27 protein-coding genes are annotated in these 24,348 nt (G+C 64.1%); 17 read left to right on the top strand and 10 right to left on the bottom strand.

The features are described 5' to 3' along the window. Nucleotides 1-9: 9 nt before the first annotated feature. Nucleotides 10-396 carry a tautomerase family protein gene (locus KFO72_RS31110; RefSeq protein ID WP_107203813.1) on the top strand — a complete coding sequence of 129 codons (387 nt, stop codon included), beginning with the start codon at nt 10-12 and terminating at the stop codon, nt 394-396. A gap of 7 nt (nt 397-403) precedes the next feature. On the opposite strand, the gene KFO72_RS31105 is transcribed toward KFO72_RS31110, so the two are convergent. Next, nucleotides 404-1,894 (bottom strand): PAS domain-containing sensor histidine kinase, encoded by a 1,491-nt coding sequence (locus KFO72_RS31105; RefSeq protein WP_225033725.1) that lies wholly within the window; start codon nt 1,892-1,894, stop codon nt 404-406. Between the two features lie 195 nt (nt 1,895-2,089). Between KFO72_RS31105 and KFO72_RS31100 the strand changes: the two genes are divergently transcribed. Genes KFO72_RS31100 through KFO72_RS31080 form a run of 5 tightly spaced genes read left to right on the top strand, consistent with a single transcriptional unit; the run spans nt 2,090 to nt 6,171 of the window. Continuing rightward, nucleotides 2,090-3,280 carry an acyl-CoA dehydrogenase family protein gene (locus tag KFO72_RS31100; protein ID WP_225033724.1) on the top strand — a complete coding sequence of 397 codons (1,191 nt, stop codon included), beginning with the start codon at nt 2,090-2,092 and terminating at the stop codon, nt 3,278-3,280. A gap of 51 nt (nt 3,281-3,331) precedes the next feature. Further along, on the top strand, nt 3,332-3,709 hold the full coding sequence (locus tag KFO72_RS31095) for a hypothetical protein (protein ID WP_060601077.1): 378 nt from the start codon (nt 3,332-3,334) through the stop codon (nt 3,707-3,709). A gap of 3 nt (nt 3,710-3,712) precedes the next feature. Further along, the gene (locus tag KFO72_RS31090; RefSeq protein ID WP_060601080.1) at nt 3,713-4,240 is read left to right on the top strand and encodes a nuclear transport factor 2 family protein; all 528 of its coding nucleotides are present in this window, start codon (nt 3,713-3,715) and stop codon (nt 4,238-4,240) included. Beyond that, the gene (locus KFO72_RS31085; protein WP_225033723.1) at nt 4,237-5,376 is read left to right on the top strand and encodes an amidase; all 1,140 of its coding nucleotides are present in this window, start codon (nt 4,237-4,239) and stop codon (nt 5,374-5,376) included. Before KFO72_RS31090 ends, KFO72_RS31085 begins: the two co-directional genes overlap by 4 nt. A gap of 51 nt (nt 5,377-5,427) precedes the next feature. Beyond that, the gene (locus tag KFO72_RS31080; protein WP_060601083.1) at nt 5,428-6,171 is read left to right on the top strand and encodes an SDR family NAD(P)-dependent oxidoreductase; all 744 of its coding nucleotides are present in this window, start codon (nt 5,428-5,430) and stop codon (nt 6,169-6,171) included. Between the two features lie 50 nt (nt 6,172-6,221). On the opposite strand, the gene KFO72_RS31075 is transcribed toward KFO72_RS31080, so the two are convergent. After that, nucleotides 6,222-6,854 carry a response regulator transcription factor gene (locus KFO72_RS31075; RefSeq protein ID WP_176056909.1) on the bottom strand — a complete coding sequence of 211 codons (633 nt, stop codon included), beginning with the start codon at nt 6,852-6,854 and terminating at the stop codon, nt 6,222-6,224. A 375-nt stretch (nt 6,855-7,229) separates the two neighbouring features. Here KFO72_RS31075 and hpaC point away from each other — a divergent pair, with 375 nt between their 5' ends. Both hpaC and KFO72_RS31065 read left to right on the top strand, forming a co-directional pair. Then, the gene (gene hpaC, locus KFO72_RS31070; RefSeq protein ID WP_054934587.1) at nt 7,230-7,763 is read left to right on the top strand and encodes a 4-hydroxyphenylacetate 3-monooxygenase, reductase component; all 534 of its coding nucleotides are present in this window, start codon (nt 7,230-7,232) and stop codon (nt 7,761-7,763) included. 121 nt (nt 7,764-7,884) lie between these two features. Beyond that, the gene (locus KFO72_RS31065; protein ID WP_054934580.1) at nt 7,885-8,184 is read left to right on the top strand and encodes a hypothetical protein; all 300 of its coding nucleotides are present in this window, start codon (nt 7,885-7,887) and stop codon (nt 8,182-8,184) included. 106 nt (nt 8,185-8,290) lie between these two features. Here the strand turns inward: KFO72_RS31065 and KFO72_RS31060 are convergent, their stop codons facing one another. After that, nucleotides 8,291-8,827 carry a hypothetical protein gene (locus KFO72_RS31060; protein ID WP_060601090.1) on the bottom strand — a complete coding sequence of 179 codons (537 nt, stop codon included), beginning with the start codon at nt 8,825-8,827 and terminating at the stop codon, nt 8,291-8,293. 73 nt (nt 8,828-8,900) lie between these two features. Further along, nucleotides 8,901-9,563, bottom strand: a complete 663-nt coding sequence (locus KFO72_RS31055) for a J domain-containing protein (RefSeq protein ID WP_225033722.1) — start codon at nt 9,561-9,563, stop codon at nt 8,901-8,903. A gap of 180 nt (nt 9,564-9,743) precedes the next feature. On the opposite strand from KFO72_RS31055, the gene KFO72_RS31050 reads away from it, so the two are divergent. The 5 genes from KFO72_RS31050 (at nt 9,744) to KFO72_RS31030 (ending at nt 14,939) form a co-directional block, all read left to right on the top strand. After that, complete coding sequence (locus tag KFO72_RS31050) at nt 9,744-10,652, top strand: formate/nitrite transporter family protein (protein ID WP_060601096.1); 909 nt, start codon at nt 9,744-9,746, stop codon at nt 10,650-10,652. Nucleotides 10,653-10,916: 264 nt separating this feature from the next. Continuing rightward, the gene (locus tag KFO72_RS31045) at nt 10,917-12,434 is read left to right on the top strand and encodes an esterase-like activity of phytase family protein (RefSeq protein ID WP_412101813.1); all 1,518 of its coding nucleotides are present in this window, start codon (nt 10,917-10,919) and stop codon (nt 12,432-12,434) included. A gap of 230 nt (nt 12,435-12,664) precedes the next feature. Continuing rightward, nucleotides 12,665-13,444 (top strand): Pr6Pr family membrane protein, encoded by a 780-nt coding sequence (locus KFO72_RS31040; protein ID WP_225033721.1) that lies wholly within the window; start codon nt 12,665-12,667, stop codon nt 13,442-13,444. Beyond that, nucleotides 13,425-13,742: a high-potential iron-sulfur protein gene (locus tag KFO72_RS31035; protein WP_054934572.1), complete on the top strand. Its 318-nt coding sequence runs from the start codon at nt 13,425-13,427 to the stop codon at nt 13,740-13,742. The genes KFO72_RS31040 and KFO72_RS31035 overlap by 20 nt, the downstream gene beginning before the upstream one ends. Before the next feature lie 105 nt (nt 13,743-13,847). Continuing rightward, nucleotides 13,848-14,939: a porin gene (locus tag KFO72_RS31030; RefSeq protein ID WP_225033720.1), complete on the top strand. Its 1,092-nt coding sequence runs from the start codon at nt 13,848-13,850 to the stop codon at nt 14,937-14,939. 417 nt (nt 14,940-15,356) lie between these two features. Here the strand turns inward: KFO72_RS31030 and cls are convergent, their stop codons facing one another. The 4 genes from cls to KFO72_RS31010 form a co-directional block, all read right to left on the bottom strand. Next, the gene (gene cls, locus KFO72_RS31025; protein ID WP_054934570.1) at nt 15,357-16,619 is read right to left on the bottom strand and encodes a cardiolipin synthase; all 1,263 of its coding nucleotides are present in this window, start codon (nt 16,617-16,619) and stop codon (nt 15,357-15,359) included. Between the two features lie 63 nt (nt 16,620-16,682). Next, nucleotides 16,683-16,946: a hypothetical protein gene (locus tag KFO72_RS31020; protein ID WP_035991044.1), complete on the bottom strand. Its 264-nt coding sequence runs from the start codon at nt 16,944-16,946 to the stop codon at nt 16,683-16,685. A gap of 304 nt (nt 16,947-17,250) precedes the next feature. Next, a complete protein-coding gene (locus KFO72_RS31015; protein ID WP_035991042.1) occupies nt 17,251-17,463 on the bottom strand; it encodes a hypothetical protein in 213 nt (70 codons plus the stop codon). A 281-nt stretch (nt 17,464-17,744) separates the two neighbouring features. Next, a complete protein-coding gene (locus KFO72_RS31010; protein WP_060601108.1) occupies nt 17,745-18,614 on the bottom strand; it encodes a mechanosensitive ion channel family protein in 870 nt (289 codons plus the stop codon). Between the two features lie 263 nt (nt 18,615-18,877). On the opposite strand from KFO72_RS31010, the gene KFO72_RS31005 reads away from it, so the two are divergent. Together KFO72_RS31005 and KFO72_RS31000 are read left to right on the top strand one after the other, a co-directional pair. Beyond that, a complete protein-coding gene (locus KFO72_RS31005; RefSeq protein WP_225033719.1) occupies nt 18,878-20,209 on the top strand; it encodes an MFS transporter in 1,332 nt (443 codons plus the stop codon). A 143-nt stretch (nt 20,210-20,352) separates the two neighbouring features. Continuing rightward, entirely contained in the window at nt 20,353-20,817 is a 465-nt protein-coding gene (locus tag KFO72_RS31000; protein WP_176052499.1) for a hypothetical protein, read from the top strand. A gap of 31 nt (nt 20,818-20,848) precedes the next feature. Here KFO72_RS31000 and KFO72_RS30995 read toward each other — a convergent pair whose 3' ends face one another. Further along, nucleotides 20,849-21,079: a hypothetical protein gene (locus KFO72_RS30995; RefSeq protein ID WP_035991036.1), complete on the bottom strand. Its 231-nt coding sequence runs from the start codon at nt 21,077-21,079 to the stop codon at nt 20,849-20,851. Nucleotides 21,080-21,194: 115 nt separating this feature from the next. Here KFO72_RS30995 and KFO72_RS30990 point away from each other — a divergent pair, with 115 nt between their 5' ends. Both KFO72_RS30990 and KFO72_RS30985 read left to right on the top strand, forming a co-directional pair. Continuing rightward, nucleotides 21,195-21,383, top strand: a complete 189-nt coding sequence (locus KFO72_RS30990) for a hypothetical protein (RefSeq protein WP_062915300.1) — start codon at nt 21,195-21,197, stop codon at nt 21,381-21,383. Between the two features lie 271 nt (nt 21,384-21,654). Continuing rightward, entirely contained in the window at nt 21,655-22,635 is a 981-nt protein-coding gene (locus KFO72_RS30985) for a glycosyltransferase family 2 protein (RefSeq protein ID WP_225033718.1), read from the top strand. 93 nt (nt 22,636-22,728) lie between these two features. Here the strand turns inward: KFO72_RS30985 and KFO72_RS30980 are convergent, their stop codons facing one another. Continuing rightward, nucleotides 22,729-24,024: an MFS family transporter gene (locus KFO72_RS30980; RefSeq protein WP_054934566.1), complete on the bottom strand. Its 1,296-nt coding sequence runs from the start codon at nt 24,022-24,024 to the stop codon at nt 22,729-22,731. Nucleotides 24,025-24,348 lie beyond the last annotated feature (324 nt).

Raw genomic sequence — 24,348 nt, 5'->3', positions numbered from 1 at the left:
CGAACCGCTATGCCTACACTCGAAGTCTATCTGCCGCATGGGCACGACGAAGCGCGCAAAGCGTCGCTGATCCAGGGCCTCACGCAGGCGACGGTCACCGCGATCGGTGCGCCTGCCGAGGCCGTGCGCATTCTGCTGAGCGAGATGCCCGACACGCATTTCGGATTGGGCGGCAAGACGGCATCTCGTGGCGCTCCGCCTTCGCTGCCCGTGATCGTCGCGATCCTCATTGCGGGCCGCACCGATACGCAAAAAGAAGCGCTGATCGCCGCGTTATCCGAAACGGCCGCCGCCGTGCTCGATGCGCCGCTTCAGGCAACGCGCGTGATGATCAAGGACATCCCCAACACCGACTTCGGCATTGGCGGTCAGACGGCCCGCTCGCTTGGACGCTGAGACGAAGCTAGACGCCTGCATCGGGCGCAAGCGCGGGTTCGAGCGGCAAGGCGACGCGGCATTCGAGTCCGCCGCCCGCTGCCGCTCGCGCCCAGATGCGTCCGCCATGCCGCGTGACGATGTTCTTGCACAGCGACAGGCCGATGCCGTTGCCGCCCGCCTTCGAAGAAGAAAAGCCGTCGAAGAGACGTTCATGCGCATCGGCAGGCACGCCGGGGCCGTTATCGATCACGCGCAGTTCGGCACGCCCATCCGCCATGGCCGTCGCGAGCGTCACGACACCCGTCGCGCCCCTGGTTTCCGTCAACGCTTCGAGCGCGTTGAACGCGAGATTCAACATCACCTGGCCGATCAGCACGCGTTCGCACAGCACGGGCAATGCTTGTTTCGCCTGTTCGATCCGCACGCGCACGCCAGCTTCTTTCGCGCGCAGCTCGATGAAGTAGGCGACGTCGCTCAGTATGTCGCGCAGATCGGCATGCGCTTCAGTCGGCTCGCGCTTGACGATGTACTCGCGCACGCTCTGGATGATGAGCGCCGCATGCTCGGCCTGACGATCCGCACTGCGCAGTCCCCAGATCGCGGAGTCGACGCTGCCCTGACCCAGCCGCTGGATTGCGCCTTCGATGAAATTACGCACGGCGGCAAGCGGCTGGCTCAACTCGTGCGCAATGGCCGTCGCCATCTCGCCCATTGCGTTATAGCGGCCCGCGTATTCGAGCATGCGCGCTTCTGTGCGGCGCGCTTCCTCCGTCGCGACCTCGTCGCTGATGTCGCGGAAGTGAATCAGCAAGCCATTCAGCTCGTTTTCGATCGCGACCCGCCGGCAGGTGATGCGCAGCCAGCGCGTCGCACCGTCGCGCCGCGTGATCCGGTAGCGCTGCGCGTGCGTAGGCTGCTCGCTGGTCGCGTGCCGCAACTGCGTGACGAGCCGGTTGCGATCGGCGGGCGTGCAATAGTCGGGCACGCCGCCGAGTGGCTCACCCGGGCCCACGCCCAGCACGCGCCGCCCCGACTCGCTGATGTATTCGAGCTTGCCGCGCGGCGTCAGCACCGCCACGCCCTCGCCGAGATCCTGCATGAATTCGCGCAGGCGCGTTTCATAGCGGCGCAGCTTGCGCCGCGTCGCCTCTTCTTCGCTGATGTCGCGGAACTGCACCATCACGACGGCACGCTCGCGCAACGGCACATAGGTCGCAACCGCTTCCGACAACATGTCGATACCCGCCCGCGAGCGGTAACACCATTCGTACACCTGCGGCCCTTGTGTGATCGCGCGATCCATCGCGGCCACGCCGATCTCGCGCCGGTACTTCGGCTCGGGACGCGTCATGTCGGGCGCCTTGAGCGGCAGCAGTTCTTCGAGCGAAAAACCCAGCGCGACACAGGCCGCGCGATTGGCCCACACGATCGCTTTCGTTTGCGCGTCATGCAACAGCACGCAGAGCGTCAATGCGTCGAGCAGACGGTGAAAATCTTCTTCGGCGGGAAAGTTCATGATGCGCGAGCGACAAGGCGGGAGTGCAGGCGTAACCATAACATCGGCTTTCTCCGCCGCGCGTCTAAAGATTTCTTTAGGCACGCGGGCGTCGATGCCAGGAAACGCGGACGGGCGCCCCAATTGATGGTGTCTTTTTGCGTTTCTAGACTGACCTGAACGTCAATAACGTCAAACGCATTCAGGAGAATCGACATGTCCGCCGCCACTGCCCTCGCCACAAGCCACGTCCATACGTTGCAACAGGAATCCGCCGATGCGCTGCCCCTCGACGTCGTGATCGAAGAAATCGCCGCGCGTCGCGACGAGTTCGATCGGCTGTCGCATGTGCCGCGCGATGTGATCGCGAAGCTCAAGCGCGCCGGCATCTATCGCGCAGGCACACCACGGCGCTTCGGCGGCGATGCGCGCGCACCGGGCGAATTCCTCGCGACGATCGAACGCATTGCGGTCGCCGATGGCTCGGCTGCATGGGTCGCGAGCTTCGGCAGCGCGAACGTGTATCTCGCCGCGCTGCCGCTTGCCACGCAGCAAGCGATTTACGCGGCCGGTCCCGATCAGGTCTTCGCGGGCGGCCTCTTTCCTGTGCAGGCCGCGCAACCTGCGCCCGGCGGCTGGCGCGTGAACGGCACGTGGAAATTCGCGAGCGGCTGCAAGGGCGCGGACTGGCTGGGGGTCGGCATCGGCATCGGCGTCGGAGGCAAGGACGGGGGCGCACCCGGCAAACCGCGCACTGCCGTGTTTCGTCCCGCGCAGGTCGAGATCGTCGACAACTGGGACGTGGTCGGCATGCAAGGCACGGGCAGCCATGATCTGCGCGTCACCGACCAGTTCGTCGCCGATGACTGGACCTTCGTGCGCGGCGGAGCGCCGACCGTCGATGAGCCGCTGTATCGCTATCCGACCATCGCGTACGCAGCGCAGGTGCTCGCCGTCGTGAACCTCGGGCTCGCGCGCGCGGCGCTCGACGTCGCCAACCAGATGGCAGGCGGCCGCAAGACGACGACAGGCGCACCGCAACTCGCCGACCGTGCGTATTACCGCATCGAACTCGCGAAGGCAGAGGCGCAGCTGCGCTCGGCGCGCGCGTTCTTCTATGAATCGACGGATGAAGTATGGCGGTCGATCCTCACCGGCAACGACGTGAGCGCCGATCAGGTCAGCCTGCTGCGCCTCGCAGCCACGCAGATCGCGCGCGAAGGCGCGGACGTGGTGGGCCGCGCGTACCGGCTGGGCGGCACGATGGCGATTTACCGCTCGCATCCGCTGCAACGTCTGATGCGCGACGCGATGGTCGTCACGCAGCACGCGTTCCTCGGCGAGGGCAACTACGACGGCGCGGGCGCCGTGTTCGTCGGCGTACCGCCGATCCCCGGTTATCTGTAACTGCGCTGGATACCTTTCATTTCAGGCCCGTTTTCAAGGGAGTTTCGCTTCATGACTGACAATCGTTCGCTGCCGTTGCGTGTGCTGTTCTGCTGCGGCGTCACGCAGAATTTCTTCGACTTGCCGCGCGAGCAGATCGGCCAGGTATGGCAGGCTTACGCCAGCATGCTGGCCGCCGTCGAAGCGATGGAGAACGTGCGCGTGCTGGGCGTAATGGATGACGACCGGCTCGTCGTGGGCCAGTCGGATGGCGCGCCATGGACGTTCTACATCATGGCCGACGTCGCCGATTTCGACACGGCCGTCGCCGTCTGCAATCTGTACCGCACGACGCCCGTCGGGGAATACAACCTGTGGCGCTACGGCAAGATCGAAGCGCGTGTGGGACGCGCGTTGACGGTGCCGCCCGTTGTGCAGAACGCGTCCTGAACCATGAGCGATATCACGTTGCCATCCAGCACGCTCCAGGCCTTGCAGGCGCGCATCGTCGCGCTCGAAGCCGAGAACGCGGTGCGCAAGACCATTGCGCGCTATATGGCCTTGTGCGATGTGCCCTCGGGAACGCTCGACGGCGAGACGCTTGCCGCGCTGTTCGCGCACGACGCGATCTGGGAAGGCATCGGCCCGCAGTACGCGCAGAAGTTCGGGCATCTGCGCGGACATGACGCTATCGTTGCCATGCTGCAGCGTTATCTGCCACCCGTTCCGCACTTCGCGACGAACGTACATTTTTTGACGTCGGAGACGATCGAAGTCGACGGCGCAAGGGCGAAAGGCCGCTGGATCATGCTGCAGGCGTCAGGTTACGTCGATGCGTGCGCCGAACTCATCGCCGCGCGGCTCGACATCGACTTCGTGCCCGCACAGGACGGCCGCAACTGGCTGATCCAGCACTTTCGCACCGAGCGCCTGTTCGATGCGCCCTGGCAAGTCAACGCTCGCAAGGACACTACATCATGACTGCATTCATCAGCGAATTCACACTGAGCGCGGCCCCCGGCGCGCCAGGCCCGACCATCGCGATCAAGGACTCGATCGACGTCGCCGGCTACCCGACTACGGGTGCAAGCCGCGCGCTTGCCGATACGCCGCCCGCCGCCGCGCATGCCGAAGTCGTCCAGCGTCTGCTCGATGCGGGCTGGCGTATCACCGGCAAGACCAACATGCACGAGCTCGCGTTCGGCATGACGGGCATCAACGACTACGCGGGCACGCCCGTCAATCCGCAAGACGCTGCGCGCATTCCCGGCGGTTCGTCGAGCGGATCGGCGTCGGCGGTCGGGTTGAAGCTCGTCGATGCCGCGCTCGGCACCGACACGGGCGGCTCGATTCGCGGACCGGCTGCGTGCTGCGGCGTGATCGGACTCAAACCGACGTTCGGGCGCGTGTCACGCAAAGGCGCCGTGCCGCGTGAATCCACGCTGGATTGCGTGGGTCCGTTCACGCGCGATATCGCCACGCTGGTCGATGCAATGGCGGCCATCGCACCCGCGTTCGACACGAACGCCGCCAAACGCGTGAACGCACGCGCAAACGTCGCGATCGTTTCCGTCGACGCAGATGCGGCCATCCGCCGGGGCGTGGAGCGTGCGGTGCAGATCGCGGCTGTCGCGTCGCGCGTGATCGAACTGGACCACCTGAAAGAAGCCTTCGAAGCGGGCCTCGCCGTCATCAACATAGAAACGGCGCGTGCATTCGCACCTCTCGTCGAATCAGGCAAGCTCGGTGCGGATGTCGACGCACGCTTGCGCGCAGCGGTGCAAACCACCCAGGCGCAGCTCGACACGGCCGAGCGCGCGCGGCGCGCATTCACGGCCGCCGTCGATCGCGCACTCGAGAACGCCGACGTATTGGTGCTACCGACCTTGCCCGCCCTGCCGATCACGATCGAAGCCGCGCGCAACGGCACGCCCGTGCTCACGATGTCGTCGCTGATCCGTCCGTTCAATCTGAGCGGCCATCCTGCGCTGAGCTTGCCGATCCCGATTGAAGGCTCGCCGTTGAAGGCGGGCTTGCAAATTGTCGGGCGAAAAGGCGCGGACGAACAGGTGTGCGCCATCGCCGCGCACTTCGAAGCGGCGCTTGCAGCCTCTTGAGATGAACAGCGTGCGCTCACGTGAACGCACGCAGCGAAGGAATCGTTACTCATGTCGAACAGAGTCGTCATCGTGACGGGCGCGGCGCGCGGGTTGGGCGCCGTCGTCGCGAAGCATTTTCACAGCGCGGGTTACAAGGTCGCGCTAGCCGATATCGCATTCGATGCCGCGAACGCGCTTGCCGCTGAACTGAGCGCGCATCACGAAACCGCGTGCGCGATCGCACTCGACGTCACGCGCAAGCAGGACTTCGAAGCCGCACGCGATGCGTTGATCGCGCGTTGGGGACGTGTCGACGTGCTCGTGAACAACGCGGGTGCGTCGAAGGTCGTGCCGGTGATGGAGATCAGCGCAGAGCAGTTCGATCAGGTGATCGACATCAATCTGCGCAGCGTGCTGTTCGGCTGCCAGGTGTTCGGCCAGTACTTCGCCGATCGCGGGGCCGGGCGCATCGTCAATATCGCATCGCTCGCGGGACAGAATGGCGGCTCCGCGACGGGCGCGCATTATGCGGCGGCGAAAGGCGGCGCGATCACGTTGACCAAGGTGTTCGCGCGCGATCTCGCCGCACATGGCGTGACCGTCAACGCCATCTCGCCGGGACCGCTCGATCTGCCCATCGTTCACGAAAGCGTGTCTGCCGACAAGCTCGACAAGGTCATCGCCAGCATCCCCGGCGGCCGTCTCGGTTCGGCGGATTACGTCGCACAGGTTGCCGTGCTGCTCGCATCGGGCGATGCGTACTTCGCGAACGGCGCGTGCTGGGATGTGAACGGCGGGCTATACATGCGATAACACACCAGGAAAACAGCACGGCGCTTGCCTCGCACGCCGTGCCGTGCGGATCATTCGCGCCCGCCCTCGCCCGGACTCCATACGGCCATCACATCGCGCACCAGCGTCGCGATCGACGACGCGCCGAGCTTGTCCTTGATGCTCGCGCGATGCACGTCGACCGTTTTCACGCTGATCGACAGATCCGACGCAATGCGCTTGCTGCCCTTCCCATCCAGCACGCCGCGCAGCACTTCCTTTTCACGCGCTGTCAGCGATTCGATCCGCTGACGCAGACCGCGCAGCTTCTGATCCGCCGCATGCCGTTGCGCCGCGAGCTTCATCGCGCGCTGGATGCGCTCGAGCATCTGCTGCGAGTTGTACGGCTTTTCGACGAAATCGATCGCGCCGTTTTGCAACGCGCGCACGGACATCGGAATATCGCCGTGGCCGCTGACGAAAATGATCGGCAAGGTCGCGCCGCGCGCGTTGAGTTCGGCTTGTACGTCGAAGCCGCTCGTCTCCGGCATCCGCACGTCGAGCACGAGACACGCCGGCAGCTTCGCGTCGAAGGCCTGCAGGAAATCGGCCGCGTTCGCAAACCCTTCCGACTTCACGCCGACCGACTCCAGCAGCCACGCCAACGATGTGCGCATGCCATTGTCGTCATCGACGATATACACGATGGGCGCGGGCGAATGGATGGGCGGGATGGTGCTGGCTGGACTCATGTCTTGAACCTGTCTGCAACGCGCGCCGGAACTTGTCCGGCTGTCTCCACGCGTTCGCTGTCTAATTTTTGAGAAGGCTCATCATAACCAGCGCAAATTCGCGTGCAAAGCCTTTATTGCAGGCCCGATTGCGTGACAGCAGCGGCTAACGCACGATGCGCGGATGCATAACGAACGCAACCTGGTAAAACCTTTAGACGGGTCGGGAAGCGCGCCAACCTGTGTGTCGCTCACGCGGATTTTATTCATGCGAGGCATGCCGTACGCTTGATGCATGGGATCGTCGCGCACGCAATCATCGCGGGCAAGCGGTCGATTCGCAGCGACCACCGTGCAGGAGCCACACACATGTCCGATATGCAACGTCCGCCCATGCTCGACTCCGACGACGCGCGCAAGCAGTTTCGCCAGGCGATGGCGCATCTGGGCGCGGCCGTCAACATCATCACGACCTTCGGCGAGTCCGGGCGCTGCGGCATCACGGCGAGCGCGGTCTGCTCGGTGACGGACGCACCGCCCACGCTGCTCGTCTGCATGAACCGTTCAAGCGCGATGCACGCCGTGTTCGAACGCAATCGCAACGTCTGCATCAATGTGCTGCCTGCTCATCACGAACTGCTCGCGCGACACTTCGCCGGGCTCACGCAACTGCCGATGGAAGCGCGCTTCAGCCTGCCCGTCTGGGACGAAGGCCCGCATGGCGTGCCCGTACTGCGCGACGCGCTCGCGAGCCTGCAAGGAAGGATCGTCGATCTGAAGGAAGTGGGCTCGCACTCGGTGATGTTCGTCGAGGCCACGCAGATTCGCGTGTGCGCCGACGGCGACAGTCTGATCTACTTCGACCGCCAGTTTCATCGCGTGCCGAGACTGTGCGCAGCCTGAGTCCGCCTGAGCGTTGTTACTCCGGGTTACTTTTCTCGCACGGCTGTAGCACCTGTGTCCGGCACGCGCTCCTAGACTGAAGCCGAATTCAGTGACGCGCATCCATGCGCAGGGAGCAAACATGAAGAAGATGATGCTTGGTGCAGCTATTGGCGTGGCGATGCTGGCGGCTTCGGCGGCGGCTTCGGCGCATGTCGACGTCGCCGTCGGTCTCGGCGTGCCGGGTGTGATCGTGCCCGCCCAGCCTGTGTACGCTGCGCCCGCCCCCGTGGCCGTCGGCTATGGCTATGGCTACGACGACGACTGGCGCGAGCGCCGCGCGTGGCGTGAGCGCGAGTGGCGTGAACGCGAGTGGCGCCGTCACGAAGCCTGGCGTGAGCATGCGTGGCACGAGCGTCAACGCGAACGCTGGGGTTACTGATCCTCGTGCCGGTTCGCGCGTTGTGTGAATGAACGCGTGATCGTCGATCGCCTCGCTATGGCCGCCATCAAGCCGGCTGTCGCGAGGCGATGTCGTTCCTGCTGCATCACACGCCTGGCTTCCACGGCCATGCAGGATACAAACCGTTGCTCTCGACACTGTCACGCTGCGGATCGCGGCCCTCGCCGGCACGCTCGACATCGGCATCGTTTGCGCGCGTGTCGGTTTCGTCGGATTGCGGCGCCATTGCGGCCGCCTGTACAGGTTCCTCCGCGAAAGGCAGCGCATCGCCGAACCATTCGACTTCGCGCTTCATCGCGTCGACGTAGGTACGCCAGCCCGCGCGATCGTCCGCGAACAGATGGTCGTGAACGGCAAGCGCGAGCCGCGTGTAATCAACCTGCTCTTCTAGCAACAGAGCAGGCCATATCGCAAACGATGCACTCGCGCGTTTCGCGAACTCCGCCGCCTTCATCTTCGGCGAGACGGCAGCAAGCCACGCATGCGCGGCCAGTTCCGGATGAGCGTTCAGCAGATGATGCACGGTGTGATGTTTTGCATCGGCGGCAAGCGCCATGGAGAGGGTTTGCAGCGCGTCGCCGAGATGCAGCAGCAACGCGCGTCGTTCGAAAGCGTCTTTCATCGAAGCATGTCCGTGCGTAAGTCCAGCGTGCCATATTGGAAGGCACGCGGCGAGATGCGAAAATCGCGGCGTGCTATGAGCGTACGCCGAAAAAGCCTTGCCACAGCGAATCGAACAGACCTGCGGCGCGTGGCTCGTGCACAGGCTTGTCGTGTTTCGCTGCTGCGGGCTGAGGTGGCGAAGGCGCGTCTTCCACAATGGGTTCGCGTGATGACGCCGCCGTGGCGACGGGGTCCGCGCAACCGGCATCAGGCATAGCGGCGCTTTCATCGGCCTGCGCCGCGCGCCGCGACTGCTGCAAGGCCCACACGCTATCGGCGATGCGTTGCGCCACGTCGGTGTCGCAATCGCGTCCGAGCAGCACGCCGAACAGCACGTCGCGGTTATGGCCTTCGTCGGCGTAACGCATGGCCACGCCGACCATCTGTGTGTACTTCGCCTCGGCCTCGGCCTTGGCCTTGCGCGCCTGCGCCGCCTCCACTTCGCGCCGACGCCTTTCGAGCGCCTCATATTGGCGCATCTCCTGCGCGTAGACGGCGTCGTAGACCTTGCGCTGGTTGTAGTCGGAGAGGATCGCGTACGCGTCCTTGATGTCCTGGAAGGCCGCGCGTGCGACTTCTTCCTGTCCAGCGTTGCGGTCCGGATGCCACTTCATCGCGGCCTTCCGGTATGCCCGTTTGATCTCTTCCGAGGTGGCGTCTTGAGACACGCCAAGCTTCGCGTAAAGGGTTGCCATGTCGCGTTAGGTCTCGCTTGCAGACGGTTGCAGATGACGGTCGCGTTCATCGTAGCACGGCGCTCCGCATCGCTCGAATCGAGGCTGGTCCGACAAAAAGCGCGGACATGTCCGTGTTTTTCGGGCACCGTTTTTGCAACCGCCACAGGATGCGCGCGCCGAGCGCACGAGTGAGCGGCCATGACGAAAGACACTATCCAGCACGAACGACATCCCGACACGACCGATCGCGCCACGCCGCCCGATCACCCGGAAAAAGCCGGTGCGGAATCACCGCATCTCAATGCTGACGAGCAGGATCAGGCCGCGCAACACACGGCCCCGCACGCGCTTATGCTGCACGAGATCGTGCGCGAAGAAGGCGAAGCCGCGCTGGAGCGCACGGTCATGGCGCTCGTATGGTCGTCGCTGGCGGCCGGACTTTCAATGGGATTTTCGTTTCTCACGACAGCCGTTCTCCAGGCCGGCCTGCCCGATACGCCGTGGCGGCATCTCGTATCGAGCTTCGGCTACACGACGGGCTTCGTGCTCGTCATCATGGGGCGTCAGCAGCTCTTTAGCGAAAGCACGCTGACTGTCGTGCTGCCCGTGCTGACGCGGCGCGATCTCGATTGCCTGCTGAAGGCGCTGCGCCTGTGGATCGTCGTGCTGTTCTGCAATCTGCTCAGTTCGTGGGCTTTTGCAGCGATGCTGCGCTTGCCGGGCGTGTTCGAAGCCGAAATTGTCGCTGCGCTCGATGAGACCGCACGTTCCGCGATCGGTCCCGCCGAAACCTTTCCGACCTTCGTACGCGCCGTGCTGGGCGGATGGCTGATCGCGCTGATGGTATGGCTGCTGCCGAGCGCGCGCTCGGCGCGCCTGCTGACCGTGGTGCTGATCACGTGGGTGGTCGCGGTGGCGAAGCTGTCGCACATCATCGCGGGATCGACGGAAGTCGCGTATGCGGTGCTGGCGGGCGACGCATCGTTCGCCGACTACTGCGGCCGCTTCCTGCTGCCGACGCTCGCGGGCAACGTGGTGGGCGGCATGTCGCTGGTCGCGTTACTGAATCATGCGGCCATCGCGCCGGAAATCAGCGAGCGGCGCTGAGCGCGGCTTGCGCCGCCACGTGAGCGTTCATGCGGCAAAGGTCTGAGTGCGACTTCGTCGATGAGGCCTGCGCATGCGAATGTGCGCTTGCGCACACAGCGTGCACCGCGTGGGCGCGCCGTCACAATTCGGACATAGATGTCCCGCAGTATCGGTCCCCGGAAATAAAAAGTAAGAAACCTTGCGCCCGGTCGCCCGTCCGCCTCGTTTGCCGTACGCGCCCGGCGCCGCTTTCATCGCATTGATCCTCCAAGGGACATTCCTGTGCTGCGCTCATCGCTCTTCACCCGCACCATGATCGGTGCCATCGCCTCGCTTGCGGCGCTCGCCGCTGCACCCGCCGCTCACGCTTCCGTCGATCTGATCGCCATCGGCAAGCTCGACGGCAATCTGCTCGACAAATCGAAAGAGACCTCGGGCAAGCTCGAAAACGGTGCGCCCGGCAATCTGCTCGGCGGTCTCGGCTCCGGCATCGGCTACGCGGGTTGCCATACGTTCCTGGCCCTGCCCGATCGCGGCCCGAACGCGATCTCGTACAACAAGGCGATCGACGACACCGCGTCGTACATCAACCGCTTCCAGACGCTGCGCCTGCACCTGGAGGACGCGCCGAAGGGTGCGTCGCTGCCGTTCACGCTGACGCCGAAGCTCGTCGACACGACCCTGCTGCATACGTCCGATCGCCTCGTGTACGGCACGGGCGCCGCGTATGGCGTGCCGAACGGCGCGCCGAAGCTCAACCGCGACAACCACACGAACTACTTCACGGGCCGCTCGGACAACTTCGATCCGACGCATCTGTCGACGTATCCGCTCGACGGCCGCTTCGATCCCGAAAGCATCCGCATCGCCAACGACGGCGACAGCGTGTTCATCTCCGACGAATACGGACCTTACGTCTATCGCTTCGACCGCAAGAGCGGCCGCCGCATCGCCACGTACAAGCTGCCCGACACGTTCGCCGTGTCGACGCTTTCGCCCGTCGGCGACAACGAGATCAGCATCAATACGTCGGGCCGCGTCGCGAACAAGGGCATGGAAGGTCTCGCGATCTCGCCCGACGGCACTACGCTGTTCGGCGCGATGCAAAGCCCGCTCATCCAGGACGGCGGCACCAGCGGCCCGTACACGCGCATTGTGAAGATCGACATCCGCACGGGCCGCACGACGCAGTACGCGTATCAGCTGACGAACATCGGCACGGCGGCCAAGCCCAAATACCCAACCATCAGCGACGTGCTCGCGATCAACGATCACGAACTGCTCGTCGACGAGCGCGACGGCAAGGGTCTCGGCGACAACTCGACGGCTGTGTTCAAGCAACTCAATCGCATCGACCTGACGGGCGCGCAGGACGTGAGCCAGGCAAGCGGCGCAAACGGACTTGCGCCGTTTGCGGTGAAGAAGACGCTGTTCCTCGATATCGTCGCGGCGCTGACGGCCCACGGCTACAACGCGAACGACATTCCCGCGAAGATCGAAGGCATCGCGTTCGGCCCGGACGTGACGGTGCGCGGCGTGAAGAAGCACACGCTCTACGTCGCGAACGACAACGACTTCATCGCGACCGTCACCGACACGAACCATCCGTCGGGTATCGCGAACCCGAACCAGTTCTTCGTGTTCGCGATCGACACGTCGGATCTGCCCGACTATGTCGCGCAGCGCCTGCCGGGCGTATCGAAGAACGGCCGCGATCACGATCATGACAACGTGTGCGGCCGCGATGACGACGATCACGATCATGGTCACGACGATGACCATGACGGGCATGGTCACTGATATCGTGCATTGAGTTCCTGCGTCCCTGACGGACCGTGATGGGACGATGTGACGGGCCGGCCGCGGCAATCTGCGGACCGGCTCTTTTTTTGGCCGATCCGGATGATCCGGCTCATCCGGCTGATTCCGGCTGATTCCGGCTGATTCCGGCTGATTCCGGCTGATTGCCCGGCTGCGCTTCGACCCGCGCAGTGCCTGCACGCGCCGCTTCACGCGTATAGAATCGACGCATGAAGAAGCCTGTCTCCACCGCTGAGCGCCGAGATACGCCACCCACCGGCATCATCGAGCCGGAGCTGCCGCTGCACGCGCCGAGTATTGCGTCCGTCGCGCTGGCCATGGCGATCGCGCTGATTTCGTGGATCGCGTTCGCCGCGCAGATGGACATCACCGTGCATCGCATGTTGTCGCGCGGGCTGGGCGTGATCGACGGCATCGAACGGCTCACCAGCTATCTGACCAACCTCACCATCTTCATCTGCGCGCTGTGCTTCACGTGCGTCGCGTGCTTCACGCACCGAGGCCCGCCGCTCGTGCGCTTTTTCCGGCAACCCACGGTCGTGACGGCCGTGACCTGCTATATCGTATTCGTCGGCGTCGCCTACAACCTGCTGCTGCGCCATCTGTGGACGCCGTCGGGCTGGCGCATGGTGCTCAACGAAAGCCTGCACACCGTCGCGCCGATGCTCGCGGCACTCTACTGGCTGCTGTTCGTGCCGCGCTTTCATCTGACGCTGCGCCATCTGCTGGCGTGGCTGGTGTTCCCGCTCGGCTATCTGGCGCTAACCCTGTTGCGCGGCGCGCTATCGGACTTCTACCCTTATCCGTTCATCGACGTCAGCGAACTCGGCTACGAACGCGCGCTGCTCAACGCGAGCCTGCTCGTACTCGCATTCGTGCTGCTGATGGCCGTGTTCGCCGCGATCAACCAGCGGCGGCCGATGCCGTCCTTCACCTCCACCGCACCGCCTCGCCCACCAGAGACCGATCATGACAACAACCCGGCGTGAGTTCATCGTCGCGGGCCTCGGCTCCGCCGCCGGCCTGTGCGCAGCGCTCGCCGCGAGCCGCGAAGCGCGCGCCGACGACAAGCTGAGCGAAAGCGATCCCGCGGCGCAAGCAGTCGGCTACGTAAGCGCAGCCACGAAAGTCGACAAGACGCGCTTTCCAGCCTACCAGGCCGGGCAGACCTGCAACAACTGCTCGCTGTTCCAGGGCAATCCGACGGATGCATGGGGCGGCTGCACGCTGTTCGGGACGAAGCAGGTGGCAGGCGGCGGCTGGTGTAGCTCTTACACGAACATGTAAGGCGACTCGCGCGGATGATGTTCGGTTAGTATTCGCTGGTATCTGCATGCGGCAGTGTCGTCGATAGCGTCGCTCCCTCGCGACGCCATAACAATCGCCCGAAAGATGCCAACGTCCGTCACGTCCCGCCGGCTGCCGCGTCCCGCTCCTCTCCCGCCTTCCCGGCGACGCCCCGTCGCGCTCGCTGCCGTGTGCCGCCTGCTTGCCCTCGCCTGTCTGTTCGTTATTGCGTCGCCATCCCGTGCGCAAGGCTCCGTCACGCTCTACGGGCTGATCGACACCAGCATCGAAGTAACCAATCCCGGCAGCGGCTATGTCGCGCGCATGGACTCGGGGGCATATCGCGGCACGCGCTTCGGCCTGCACGGCAGCGAGCCGCTCGGCGAGGGCAACAGCCTCGTCTTTACACTGGAGAACGGTTTCGATTCGGCAAGCGGCGCGTTTTCGGTGCCGGGCAGCCTCTTCAACCGGCAGGCGTGGATCGGCGCGCACGGCGCGTGGGGCGAGTTGCGCGCCGGCCGGCAGTATTCGCCCCTCTACATTCCGTTCAAGGGGCAGCTCGATGCGTTCGGGGCGGGCACGATCGCATCCGGGCTGAACAACCTGTCGAAGATCACGCCCTATACCGACAACGCGTTCGCCTATCTGTCGCCGGTCATTGGCGGCTTCAGCGCGACGGGCATGATCGCGCTGCGCGATCCGGGCGACGACGGCAACGGCATTGGCGGCTACTACGTAACGGCCGAGTGGGCGCTCGGCGGCATGAAGCTGCTCTACGCGCACCAGCAGACACACGGTGACGGCGCCTTGCGCGCGAACTTCGCAGGCGCGTCGTACCAATGGGGCACGCTTACGGGCTTCGTCGCGTACTTCAACGGCGATGGCGGGACGCCGCGCTATCACGACGACGGGCTCTCCATCTCAGCCCTATGGCAGATCACGCCGCAGGCGAGTGCCTCCGTCGGCTACGCGCACGCGCGCGACCGCAGCGGGGGCGACAACGACGCCGACCAGTTCAGCATCGCCTTCGACTATCAGTTGTCGAAGGCGCTGTTGCTCTATCTCAGTGCCGCCGACCTCGAAAACCGCAGACAGGCCACGTTCACGCTGCGCGGGGTGAACGTAACGGGCATCCCCGTCGCGTATCCGGGGGCGCCCGTTCGGGGCGTACAGATCGGGATGATCGAGCGGTTCTAGCACGATGCACTATCGCGCGCGTTGAACTATCTTGCAGGACGCCTGCTCCTGGCATTCATTGCGACGCTAGACATGGATGGCACATGCATTGCGGAACTACGTCGGTGTATCGAACTGCATCCGAGAGATCCACACGATGAACCCGACCGCGTTTCCAGTGTTTTCCATTTCATCGACTCGCATCCGCAACCGACTGCATACGCCCATGCCACCCGAGGTCGAACCCGATCCGGCGCCGCCACCCGACGACGATCCCGATCCGGATCCGGGTTCGCCACCCATTCCGGGGCGTGAACCGGACCGCGCGCCGCCCAGCCAGGAGCCGCCCGCAGGCGATCCGCCCGAGCGCGCGCCGCCGATGCATGCCGGCGCCGTCACGCGTGGATCGCGCGGGCGTCATGCGCCCAGGCTTGCACGTCAAAGTTGGGAATCGAGCAGCGCGACCGCGCGATCGACGAGTTTCCTCGTCCATGGCCGGCTGTTCCAGTCGTCGAGCGTCACGCGTCTGGAGTTGGCGAGATCGTCGGCGAAGATCTGCGTCTGACGGCGCGCGAACGCCGTGTCATAGATGTTGAGGTTGGCTTCGTCGTTCAGCTTGAACGAGCGTGAATCGAAATTGGTCGAGCCGACCGACACGAGGTATTCGTCGACGACCAGCAGCTTGACGTGGAACATCGTCGGTTGATACTCGAACATCTGCACGCCTGCTTCGAGCAACGGTCCCCAGCATGCACGCGACGCCTCGCGCACGGTATGCGTGTCGATGTGCCTGCCGGGCGTGAGTATGCGCACGTCGACGCCTCGCTTCGCGGCCTCGACGATTGCGTTGATCGTCAACCGGTCAGGCACGAAATAGGCGCTCGCAAGATGGATCGAATGCGTCGCCGCCGTGATCGCCATCAGATACATCAGCTGCATGTCGTCGCTGCCGCCGGACGGTGAACTGCTGAACATGTGCGCAAGGCCATCGCCGGCTTCATCCGCTTCAGGAAAATAGTCGGGTCCATGCAGTACGTTGCCGGTCGCCTTGATCCAGTTGTCCATGAAGACGGCCTGCATGTGGCCGACCACAGGACCCGTCACGCGAAAATGCGAATCGCGCCAGTGCATGTCGTCCTGTGCATGTCCTGTCCATTCCTGCGCGATGCCGACGCCGCCCGTGAAGCCGATGCGTCCGTCGATCACCAGCAGCTTGCGGTGGGTGCGGTCGTTCATACGGCCAAGCCCGGTCCAGTGCGGCTTGTGGTACTGGATCACTTCAGCGCCGGCATCTTTGAGCATCTGCAGATAGTGCCGGTCCATCTTCTGCGATCCAACCCAGTCGAGCAGCACATGCACTGCAACGCCCGCGCGCGCCTTCTCCGACAACGCGCGGGCGATCTGCTCGCCGATCGCGCCGGACCAGTAGATGAACGTTTCGAAGGTGATAGTTTTCTGCGCGCTGGCAATGCCTTCGAGCATCGACGGGAAAATCTCGTCGCCGTTGACGAGCACCTCGAAGCGGTTGCCGGATGTGACGGGCGGCCCCAGCAGCAGGCCCATCGAGCGGATGAACTGGGGATCGTCGGTGCCGTACCGGCGCTCGATCTTGTGCTCGATCTTCTTTTCGCCCGTCGACAGATTGGCGATCGCGAGCACGACGACGAGCGTGACGACGGCCGTGAGCAGGATCGTCAGCATGCGCCGCGTTTAGCGGTGGAGGAGCCGGAGCGTGGCGCGTTGGCGCGCGCCTCAACGGTGGCTTTACCAGTCGGGATTGTTGACTTCCTGACGGTAGCCATAGGCCGTATTGACGAGCCGATGCGGGCGACCGCCTGCCTGCATCACCTCGCGCCAGCCGCTCAGCGTGGCGAGCGAATCCGTGTGCAGCACCGCATAGGGCTTGCCCGCGATGTCACCGCTCGCCGACGTGCCGGGAATGAATTCGATTGCAGTGTCGTCGACGGCGATCAGCATGCGCATGTCCGTTTGCAGGATCTGCATTTCATAGCGGGTGGCGGGCGTCATGGAGCGGCTCCTGAATGCATCGGAATTGTTCTGGACCGTGCAGTCCGGAGCGAGATGCGCGACGGGCTGCGACGACGGTTGTCGATGGGGCGGGCCGCGTGTCGTGGCGACAGACGAAGCCCAGCCGCTTATAGAAAGCAAGCGGCATTCCCGATGCAGTTTCGAGGCGGGACGCAGCTCACGCCGGAAGGCGGGCTGGTGCGTTGAAAAAAAGTCGGACGGAGGGAGTGAAAATTACGCGACGCTGCTCGCTGGCCTGCGTCGAGAGACGCGCCAGCTTAGTATGCCGTTCGGCTTTGAGGAGTCAGTCGACGGGCAGCTGGTCGCAGGCGTTAGTCGCCGTCGACGCGCAGATGAACGAGTAGTCGCCGCTCCAGCGCACGGCCGCAGCACTCGCATGCACGGCGTCCTGGAAACCTGGCGAGGTTTCCCACGCGATATAGCCGGAGCACAGCACGGCGGACATCACGACCAGCGAAAAGGCAATTTTTTCAAAGATCTGAAAACGGGGCGACATGACAATCTCTTCCTGTAAGCCGCCATTTTATCTCAATACTAGGGTTTGTACCTAGGCCAAATTGCGGCTTTGCAACATGCCAGCGCGGAAATGCACGCTCGCGTGCACACCGTGTGGCTTCGGAAAATGGCAAAGTCACGGGGGAAGGCTCAGAAAACGGGCAGATCTCGCGATGAAAAGGTGCGTGCCGCACGCCAATTGGCGCAGGCCGAGGTATGTGGATGATAAGGCGCGTCTTCGGCCCGACCCCGGTCAAACGGCGCGGGCCGGGCGGCTGGCTATCAAGCGAAAGGCGTCTCAGACTGGCGCGCACGCATCGTCTGCGCACGCTGCCCGCGGGCAGCGTCGGCTGTCTTGCAGCCCGCTTCTTCCAGCACGGTCCGCGCACGATCGCGCATATCGTCGGCAGCGAGTTGAGCGTCCGCGCCACTGACCCAGACAGCGACCCGCACCGCCGCACCGCCCTCGCGCTGGTAATCGGCTGCCGTCACGACGGGCGCGAGCGTCGTGCCGCCGAGCACGCGCGGATCGCTCGCGATCATCTTCTTCAGCGCCTCGATCGCGCAGGCGACGTCCTTGCGCTGCGCAATGTCCACCTTCACTTCGACGCGCTGCGTGCCGCCGCTGCTGTAATTGATCACGGGATTGCTCCAGATCTGGCTATTCGGCACGAAAACGGCATTACCGTCGCTGCGCTCGATACGCGTCGTGAATAGCCCCACTTCCCGCACGATACCCGCCGTCGCGCCGGTGCCTTCGATCACGTCGCCGGCACGAAATGGCCTCAGCATCAGCAACATAATTCCGGCTGCAATATTCTGCAGTGTGCCTTGGAGCGCGAGGCCGATAGCCAGACCGGCCGCGCCGAGCACGGCCAGCACGCTCGCCGTCGCGACGCCGACTTCGCTGAGCGCCGCGAACAGCACTAGCACGCGCACGGTCCATGTGCCGATCGCGTTGATCATCGGCGCGAGCGTCGGGTCCGCGTGCGTGCGCGACATGGCCCTCGACAGCAGCACGCCGAGCCGGTTGGACAGCCACCAGCCGGCAATCAGGATCAGAATCGCCACGCCCGCATGCATCAGGTCATGCGTCAGGGATACGAGCAGCGATGGTTGCAGATGAAACATACGGGCGAGCAGATCATCCATGGTCAAGCGTTCATATAGGTCGTTTGAAAGGCGCAGCAACGTCACCGTAATACCGCGTAACGGGTCATGCGGACGCCTGCGGGCGCGACGCGGCAAGCGGGGCTGACTTGCTCTACACTTGGCGGCCCGAACGAAGCGTCGACAGAACACGCAGTTCCGTTGCTCTATTTCCACCAATGCGCGTGCAAATGCGGTGCCTGAGCGCAGGCGCGCATGCACGACGGAAATCGTGCCCGTCATATGGGACGACGATCCATCTAACGATGAAAACACCACCCGCCGACACCAGCGAACAGGTCGCCCCGAACACCTCCTCCACCGCCCCCGACGCGTTCGGCAAGCTCGTCGAAGACGCCGGCCATGAACCCGAAATCAGCCTGCCCCGACAGACGGCATTCCAGCGCTTCTGGTGTACGCGCGTACTGTCGTCGCTGTCGTTCCAGATGCTCGCCGTCGCGATGGGTTGGCACATCTACGCCCTCACCCACAGCGCATTCGCGCTCGGTCTGGTCGGCCTCGCGCAGTTCCTGCCGATGTTCGTGCTGACGCTCGTCGTCGGCCAGGTCGCGGACCGCTACGACCGGCGGCGCATCGCGTCGATCTGCCAGGGGCTCGAATGCGTGGCTGCCGCCCTGTTCGCGTGGGGCACGTTCGGCGGCTGGATCAGCGCGCCCGTGATCTACGTGCTCGCCGCCTGTGTCGGCGCGGCGCGCGCGTTCGAGTCGCCCGCTGTGGCGTCGCTGTTGCCCGGTGTCGTGCCGCGCGCGCAACTCTCGCAGGCGACCGCGTGGGCCACCTCCGCGAACCAGGCCGCACAGATCGGCGGGCCGGCGCTTGGCGGCCTGCTCTACGGCATCGGGCCGGGTGCGGCGTATCTCGCGTGCACGCTGTCGTTCGCGCTGGCGTCCGCTGCCGTCAGCACGATCCCGCTGCGCACGAAGCCCGTCCCGCGCGCGCCCGTGACGCTCGAATCGGTGTTTTCAGGCGTGCGTTTCATCCGCAGCCAGCCGGTGATTCTCGGCGCGCTGTCGCTCGATCTGTTCGCGGTGCTGTTCGGCGGCGCGACCGCGTTGCTGCCGATCTTCGCGCGCGACGTGCTGCACGCCGGGCCGCTCGGCCTCGGCCTGCTGCGATCCGCATCGGCTGTCGGCGCGCTCGGCGGCACGATCTGGCTCGCGCATTTCCCGTTGCGCAAGCGGCCCGGCGCGGCGATGTTCGGTGGCGTGATCGCGTTCGGCATCGCAACGCTCGTATTCGGACTGTCGCATTCGTTCATCGTGTCGCTGCTCGCGCTGATGGCGCTCGGCGCATCGGATGTGATCAGCGTGGTCGTGCGGCTGTCGCTCGTGCAATTGCGCACGCCCGACGACATGCTCGGCCGGGTCAGCGCCGTCAATTCGCTGTTCATCGGCACGTCGAATCAGCTTGGCGAGTTCGAGTCGGGGGTGACGGCGGGCTGGTGGGGCGCGCAAACGGCCGTGCTCGTCGGCGGATGCGCGACGATCGCGATCGCGCTGCTGTGGATGAAGCTGTTTCCGGAATTGCGCCGAACACGCTCGCTGGAACGCGAAGAACATCACGAAGCGACGGCCTGACGTCGTGCTTCTTCTGTGCGCGGCATGTCGCGCCTGCCAGGTGCTTGCGGCGCGCCAGAGCGATCAGGCGCGTTCATTGCACAGTGCTGGGCAGATCGGCTGCGAACGCACGCTCCGCGGCCATCCATGCCAAGGAGACGCACATGCACCCGAGCCGACGCGCCCGTCGCATCCATCCCCTCCACGGGATGCTCATCATCACCGCGCTCGCATGCGCGACGTCGGTGCCGCTATCGGCGCACGCCGACGACGCCCCCAGCCCCTGCACGGCGCTCAAGCGCATCGTCGCGGCGGCGCCGACGGGCTTTTCCCAACTGACGCCGGAGGACGGCAAAGGCGTCGCGCAGCCCTACGGCGCGGACGCGCAATGCGGCGCGGCCAAAGGCAGCTACGAATGCTCATGGACGCCGAGCGGCGGTGCAGGATCGGGCACGGCGGCGTTGCAGGCTGTCGCGGCGGATATCGCCTCGTGCCTGCCCGACGCCACGCATGACGTGAATTCGCCTGCTCGCCAGCACTTCTATATCGGTCCGCGCGAAACGCGCACGCAGATCACCGCCATGCCTGCGGGCGCGAACAAGGTGAAGCTGGTGGTCTCGGGCAAGTAGCGCGATTGTTCACGCGGCGCGCGCCGCAACGCTATTCGACCCGATACCAGACGCGGATACCCGAATACCAGTGGCTCACGCTCGTATCGTCGCCCGAACCGAACGTCGACAGGCTTTCGACGTTGATCACATCGACGTTGTGCTCGGCGAGCCACGCGTTCGCGCGGTCGACGAGCGCCGCGGCATTCTCGTATACGTGTCCGCGGATCATGTGGCGTTGCAAGACCTGGCGTTCGAAATCCTGAAACGCGATTTTGCTCATAGTTTGTCTCCGTCAGGCTGTTTTTAATGATTGGCGCCTGCGGTGAGTCTATCAATGGCGAGACGGGAGCGGCAATTGCTCGATCATCGACAGGCATTGTCAGAGGGAGCGTCTCATGAGCAGCGAAAAGCAGCAAAAAGCAGCCACGACCAGCCCGGGCGGCGACATCGAACATCCCAAGCACCCGGTTCACAGCGACAACGAAAACAGCAAGATGCCCGAACGTCACGACGATGACCGCAAGCGGTCGCCCGCCGATCGGCCCGGCAAGAAACCAGGCGAGGGCGAGCCTTCCGTCGGCTGATTCGGCCGGTATTGGCTCTGGTACCAGATCGCGCGCGAGCGCGGTCATTTGCGGCAAGAAATGCGGTGGTCTGCACATTTTGCAGGGCCGCCGCATCTTTTTCGATGCGGCCTACGCATTGTGTGCCGTTCGACTCGACGCGCCCTGCATTTTTTACTGAATTATTTCTGGTTATTTTTTCTCCCCCTTCATCTACCTTTCCGCTTGCAGCGAAAGATTTCGTAATGTGAAGCGTTCGCTGCATCCGTTTTAATGGAGCGAGCGGAAAACAATGACGACATCCTGCAAGGTTTCCATTTGCGTCCCGACTTGCAATCGGCCTGAACTGATCGTCGAATGTCTGGACTCGTGTCTGGCTCAGACACATGCGAACATCGAAATCCTGATCGGCGACGATTCGAGCGACCATCGTACCCAAGCGCTGATCGAAGCGCGCTATGCGCAGGACGCACGCATTCGCTACGTGAAGAACGAGCCGTCGCTCGGTCAGGCACGTAACGTCGCAAGTCTTTTCGCACGCGCGAGCGGCGAAAAGATCGCCTTGATTCACGACGACGACTACTTCGCCAGCGACGGCATCGCGAGTCTGCTGGAACTGTGGCAACAGCATCCGCAACTCGAAGTCGCATTCGCGGATCAATACGAAGTGGATGCGCAAGGCAACGTCGATACGTCGAAAAGCGCGGCGCTGAATGCCGACTTTCATCGCACGGCGCGCGCGCAGGGCTTGCAAAAACAGCCGGGGCGCACGGGTCTCGTGCAGATGTTTCCGAACAACGGCTGGATGGCGAATGCGGACCTCGTGAAGCGCATCAGCTATCGCGACGACGTGGGCACGTGCTGCGATTACGTGTTCGGCTCGGAATTGTGCCTTGCCGCTTCACAGGTGTATTACCTCCATCGCTATGTGTCGTACTACCGGAAAACCGATGTATCGATCTCGCACAGCACGCGCGGTTCGGCCTTCGCCGCTTCGCGGACGGCCTTCGAGTTCGTGACGGCACTCAGGCTCGATGCGTCGCTCGAACCTGCCCGCCGGCTCGCGTTGAGGAGGCTCGCGCCCATCGTCGTTTCGCTGTACGCGAAGAACGATGCGCCGCTTGCGGCGCTGCGCGTGGCGTTCGAGCATGCGTATGCGTATGCATATGGCTTCGACGCGCGGTTCTACTATCACCTGTCGTTGATCGCGCGCGCGTTCGTCGCAATGAGGTGGCGCGGCGGATTGCCGCCTTCGGCGCCGCGCTTTCGCTGAGCGTCTTCGCGCAGCGGTGGGAAGCACCATAAAAAAAGCGGCTCTTTGTAAGAGCCGCTTTTTGCATTTCAGCTTCGCTTCAGACCGGACGCATCACGGCTCGTTGCGCAGATACCCTACCTTCGACGGATCGCGCATGCGGAACGACACGAGGCCGGCAATCGCGCACAGCGCGGTCACGTACCAGTAGAACATCGACTCGCTGCCCGCCTGCTTGAGCCACAGCGCGACGTATTCCGCCGAGCCGCCGAAGATCGCGTTGGCAACGGCATACGACAGGCCGACGCCGAGCGCGCGCACCTCGGGCGGGAACATCTCGGCCTTGATGAGGCCGCTGATCGACGTATAGAAACTCACGATGGCCAGCGCAATCACGACCAGCACGAACGCCATGACAGGGTTCGTCACGTCTTTCAGCGCGTGCAGCAGCGGCACCGTGCCGATCGTCGCAAAGAAGCCGAACAGCAGCATCGACTGACGGCGGCCGATGCGATCCGACAGCGCGCCGAACGCGGGTTGCATGATCATGTACACGAAGAGTGCGCCCGTCATCACGTTGCTGGCCGTCTTTGCATGCATGCCCGCCGTGTTGACGAGGTACTTTTGCATGTAGGTCGTGAACGTGTAGAAAATCAGCGAGCCGCCTGCCGTGAAGCCGAGCACCGTGAAGAACGCGCCCTTGTGCTGCCACATGCCGCGCAGCGTGCCCGCTTCCTTGCGCTGACGGGTCTCGGCCGTGGTCGTTTCGTCGAGCGACCGGCGCAGGTACAGCGCGACCAGTGCGGCAAGCGCGCCGACTACGAACGGCACGCGCCAGCCCCAGGCCTTGAGTTCTTCCGTGGTCAGCAGTTGCTGCAGGATCACGAGCACGAGCAGCGCAAACAGTTGACCGCCGATCAGCGTCACGTACTGGAACGACGCGAAGAAACCACGACGTCCCTTCAATGCGACTTCACTCATGTAGGTTGCGCTGGTGCCGTATTCGCCCCCCACCGACAAACCCTGGAACAGGCGCGCAACCAGCAGCAACGCGGGCGCGAGCGCGCCGATTTGCGCATAGGTCGGCAGCATGGCGATGACGAGCGAGCCGCCGCACATCATGAACACCGACACCATCATCGCGAAGCGGCGGCCGCGCTTGTCCGCGAGACGTCCGAAGAACCAGCCGCCGATCGGGCGCATCAGGAAGCCGGCAGCGAACACGCCCGCTGTATTCAGCAGTTGAGCCGTGGTGTCGCCTTTCGGAAAGAATGCCGGCGCGAAGTACAACGCGCAAAACGAGTAGACGTAGAAATCGAACCACTCGACGAGATTGCCCGACGAAGCGCCGACGATCGCGAAGATGCGGCGCCGGGTGTCGGAGGGGGAGAAGATGGTCGTGTCGGTCATGCTGGGTCGGTCCCTTCTTAAGGTTTTAGCGGTCGGACGCCGCCTTGTTTTTGCGCTTCAACCTGGGTTGCATTCAGGTTTCGGTGTTGTTGCAACTGCGTTGCGGTGCGCGGTGAGATCGTATAGATGTGTAAGGTTTTGCGCGGTCGTATCTTAACGGATATCCGGGGATAGCGGCGCGGGGGGCGCCGGGTTTGGGTTTGGGTTTGGGTTTGGGTTTGGGTTTGGGTTTGCTCGTGATTTCGCCGGCATCCGCGATTCGTTAGCGTGCCTCACGCGTCGCCCCTGTGCGGGGCGGCACCTACTTTTCTTTGCCGCCGCAAA

This window comes from Paraburkholderia sp. XV, from assembly GCF_020177535.1.
GTDB classification, from domain to species: Bacteria; Pseudomonadota; Gammaproteobacteria; order Burkholderiales; family Burkholderiaceae; genus Paraburkholderia; species Paraburkholderia caribensis.
The sequence above is the reverse complement of the archived record's forward strand: the minus strand, read 5'-3'. Positions and strand labels throughout refer to the sequence as shown.